General features: G+C 71.1%; 2 protein-coding genes. Both read right to left on the bottom strand.

All coding sequences use genetic code 11. The annotated features are described in order from the left end of the window. Window positions 1–44: 44 nt before the first annotated feature. Window positions 45–1,772: a BREX-2 system adenine-specific DNA-methyltransferase PglX gene (gene pglX, locus IEZ06_RS35465; RefSeq protein ID WP_189241047.1), complete on the bottom strand. Its 1,728-nt coding sequence runs from the start codon at window positions 1,770–1,772 to the stop codon at window positions 45–47. Continuing rightward, window positions 1,769–3,859, bottom strand: a complete 2,091-nt coding sequence (locus IEZ06_RS35460) for a hypothetical protein (protein ID WP_189241046.1) — start codon at window positions 3,857–3,859, stop codon at window positions 1,769–1,771. The genes pglX and IEZ06_RS35460 overlap by 4 nt, the downstream gene beginning before the upstream one ends. Window positions 3,860–3,950 lie beyond the last annotated feature (91 nt).

Raw genomic sequence — 3,950 nt, 5'->3', positions numbered from 1 at the left:
CGCATCTGGCCTACATCGGCCCGCGACACCGATAGTCCCAAAACTTATGATCGGCTCAGTATCGCACCGAACCCCGCAGCTTCCCAACGATCACTAAGCCTACCGTTTGATCCGTCCACAATTAGCTCAAATAGATCAATAGCACCCCCGCCAGACAAGCTCCACGGGAATCCTGAAAGCTGTTTCCGATCAACATCGGACACACTAACCCATTCGCTGCATGAGCCAGCATGACCGATTTGATCAACGATTGCCCGCCACACCTGACCATCCTTAGGGTCTTCAGGAGCAGCCGGCTCTCCCCGAATCCCCATAACCGTACGAACAGTCTCTCTTCGCGCTTGCCGATAGTTCTTGTTTCGGCCGACAAGAATCACAGTCGGAGTACCATGGCCAGGGATGTAGGCACCCGATGTGTCGATGACATGCGTCAGCTCGATCTCGTCCCGGAAGAACTGTTCGATGAGCTTCTTACCGAACTCACGCTTCATGAACGAGTTCGCCGTGATCTGACCGACATAGCCCGCACCCCGCCCGTCCGCACCGGCCAGGCAGGCGAGCTGGAAGAAACGCTGGGCGAACGGGACCGACAGAGCGTACTTTCCTGAGCATGCATCGTACAGCTCCCGATAGAGCTGGTTGAGGTTCTTGTCCTTGACCGTGATGTAGGGCGGGTTGCCGACGACCACGTGGTAGCGGCCCTCGTCGAGGATGCCGGGGAACTCGTCGCGGTCCTCGGTCTCGTAGAAGAAGCCCGCGAGCGCCTCGTCCTGATCGATTCCGGGAATCGACCGCTGCGGGTCCTTGATGAGGGCGTCGCCGATGGCGAGGTTGAGCGGCAGCTCGTACTTCTCGATCTCCGCCAGCGTGGTGAACCCGGACGCCTTCGCCGCGGCGATGAGGAGACGGAACCGGGCGATCGCCACCGCGAAAGGGTTGATGTCGACGCCGTGCACCGCCTCCAGCGCCAACCGGACCAGCTCCCGCCGGTCCCGGGCGGGCGCGTTCCGCGTCCACTCGTCCAGCAGCCGGTGGAACGCTCCCAGCACGAAGTGACCGGAGCCGCAGGTCGGGTCGATCACCTTCACCACGTCGTGGCCGAACTCAGCGACGGCCGGCGTGAGCGTGTGGTCGAGGATGAACTCCTCGACGAAGTCCGGCGTCTGCAGCAGCGCGTACGTCTTGCGGGCCGACTCCGACAGGTCCTGGTAGAGGTCGCCGAGGAAGCGGGTGTCCCACTCGCCGGAGACGAACGAGTGCACGAGCGTGCCCGCCTCGGTGCGCCGCCGCCAGAAGGCGAGCAGGTCCTTGGCCGCGTCGTGGGAGAGCGGGATCTGGTAGAGCGGGTTGTGCCGCTCGTCGAAGAGCAGGCGCCCGGCCTGGGAGCGGGCGATCTCGGCGAAGGCCGCGAGCAGCCAGCCCCGGTCGGTCTGGCTCGGGTCGTTGCGGAAGAACTCCTCCTGCGCCTCCTCCGCCAGGACCATCCGGTCGTGGTCCGGTCCCGTGATGTAGGGCTCGGTGAGCAGTCCGTTGTCCTCGCAGAAGCGCACGAACACCGTGCCGAGCACCCACGCTACGGCGGCCTGGGTGATGCGCTCGGCGCGCCAGGCCGACTCGGTCGCGGCGGTGCGCCCGACCCGGAACGCCCGGTGGTACTCCCGGGTGAGCCGGTCGTGGACGTCGGCGACCGCCTCGGCCTGCTCGCGCAGGTCGTCCTCGAGCAGCTTCACCTGCTTGACCAGGTCGTCCTTGAGTGCCTTGGAGACGATCACGACGCCTTGACTCCACTTCGGTGCTGGTTGGCCACCCACGCGTCGGGCAGCACGATCCATTCGTTGGGCAGCTGGGCGGGCACGAGCATGCCGTCCAGGCGGGGCTGCTGCCCCGGGTTGTTCATCGGGCAGAGCAGCCAGACCGGCGCGCCGCCCCGGCGGGCCCGCGCGGCGAGCTCGAAGAGCAGATCGCCCGCGTCGTAGCGGGCCAGGGGCGCCGCGTCGTGCAGCAGCAGCGGGGCACCGGCCGCCTGGCCGGCCTGGGCCTCCAGGAGCGCGGAGATCCGGGGCTCGGCCCGCTGCCACGCCTCCCCGGCGTACTCCCTGAGCTTGAACGCGGCCTTGCTGTCCGGGGCGGCCGCGTCGGCGCCGAGGATCGTCTCCCAGGTCGGCTTCCGGCCGGGGACGACCTGCTCGCGCAGCGCCTCCAGGAAGACCTTCGCCAGGTTGACCGGGTGCGCGCCGAACCGCGCGACCAGCTCCCGGCGCGCCCTGCCGTACAGGCTCACCTGCACGGTGAGCGCCCGGAAGCCGCCCTCGCCGGGCGCGGCTCCGGCCGCGGCGCTCAGCCGCTCCTCAGCGCGGAGCGCCTCGGCCAGCTCGGGGGTCTCGGCGTTCCAGCGGGTCGTGCCGGCCCGGGTGGCGCGGCGGGTGAGCGGCGAGCCGGTCGACGACTCCTCGGTCTTCGGGGAGACGTACCGGTCGCCCTGCCAGCGCACGTCGAACCCGGCCTCGCGCAGCAGCGCGTCGAGCTTCGGACGGTTCGGCAGCGGCGCCAGCGCGGGGAAGCGGGCGGCGACCTTCTCGGCGATCTGTCCGGGGGTCAGGCCGATCGGCCTGCCGTCCCTCGTCCCGGCGGGGATGACGCCCGCCTGGGTCAGGCGGAGCGCCCGGACCGGGGAGAGGTCGCGCGGGTAGATCTCCAGCCGGGCGGTCGCCGCTGCCCTGTCGGAGGCGGCGGCGGCGAGGGAGACCAGCCGCCGGTCGTCCAGGACGGTCGCGACGCCGGGGACCCTCACCGCGCGCAGCTCGCGCAGGACGGTGGCCGCGGTGGGCAGCACGTCCTGGGCCGCGAGCCGGTCGGCGGCCCTGCCGAGGGCGTCGGCGTAGTCGAGCAGCGCGGGACCAGCGGGAGTGTCGGGCGCGTCGGACTCGGTGGCCTCGAGAGCCACCATGATCCGGTCGCCGTGCCGGCGGGTGATGAGCCGGGGCTCGCCCTCCACCGGGTCGATCTCGACGGCGGCGCGGACGGCGGCCAGGGCGATCGCCCGGCGCAGCGCGCCTCCGGTGCGGGCCGATCCCCTCCGGGCGAGGATCGACTCGGCCAGCTCGGCGGCGCCCATGACCCGGCCGCTCTCGGCCAGGAGCGCGATGACCTCGTCGAGGACGCTGCGGACGAGCGGCTCGCCGCGCCAGCGGGCACGCTGCTTGACCATGATCTGCGCGACGCGCCCCGAGGTGACCTTGGGCTGGAGGGCCGCGGCGACCTGCGGCTGCTGCGGCCAGGGCGGCAGCGCCGGCAGCTCTCCCGAGGGGGCGGGCAGGCCCAGCAGGAGCCGGGTGGCCTCCACCTCGGTGGCGTTGCGCCGGTTCGCCTGCAGGTCGGGGACGAGCAGCGAGGCGATGGCATCCAGCCCGATCCGGCGGAACGCGTCCGCGTCGTCCCCCGCCTCCTCGGCGGTGTGCCGGGTCTCCGCCTTGGCCGCCTGCTTCTCGGCCGCGGCCAGCGGCGAGACCTCGTCCTCGCCCAGCCGGGCCCGCCACTCGCGGATGCGCCGCTGCAGCTCCTGGCGGGTCTTCGCGCCCAGGCCGGGGAGGTTGAACAGCGACTTGGAGGGCAGGTCGAGCAGGTCGCCGACCGTGGTCGCCTCCAGTCGCGCGGCGGCCGAGACGGCGCGCGGGGTGAGCCCGGCGGCGTCCAGCGCGGTCGCCCGGGTGGCGGCCTTGGCTGCCTTGTCGCGGGCCTTCTCCGGGGTGCCGTCCTCGGCGGGAAGGCTGCCGCTGCCCGCGGCGTCCTCCGGGTGCTCGGAGCCGACCGGCGGGGCGGCATCGGAGGTCTGGAAGACCATCCGCCAGGCGGTCGCCATGTCCTTGAGCGTCTCGAACCGCTTCTTGGCCCAAGGCCGCGTAGTTAAGGATCTCGGACGTGCGGCAAGCCACCGGTGAGTACGGCCACAG

The organism is Planomonospora antibiotica (genome assembly GCF_014647955.1).
Classification (GTDB): Bacteria; Actinomycetota; Actinomycetes; order Streptosporangiales; family Streptosporangiaceae; genus Planomonospora; species Planomonospora parontospora.
The sequence above is the reverse complement of the archived record's forward strand: the minus strand, read 5'-3'. Positions and strand labels throughout refer to the sequence as shown.

What these genes read in the sequence shown, in the direction of transcription:
- IEZ06_RS35460 (WP_189241046.1), bottom strand. Translation starts at nt 3,859, where the DNA reads ATGGCGACCGCCTGGCGGATGGTCTTCCAGACCTCCGATGCCGCCCCG.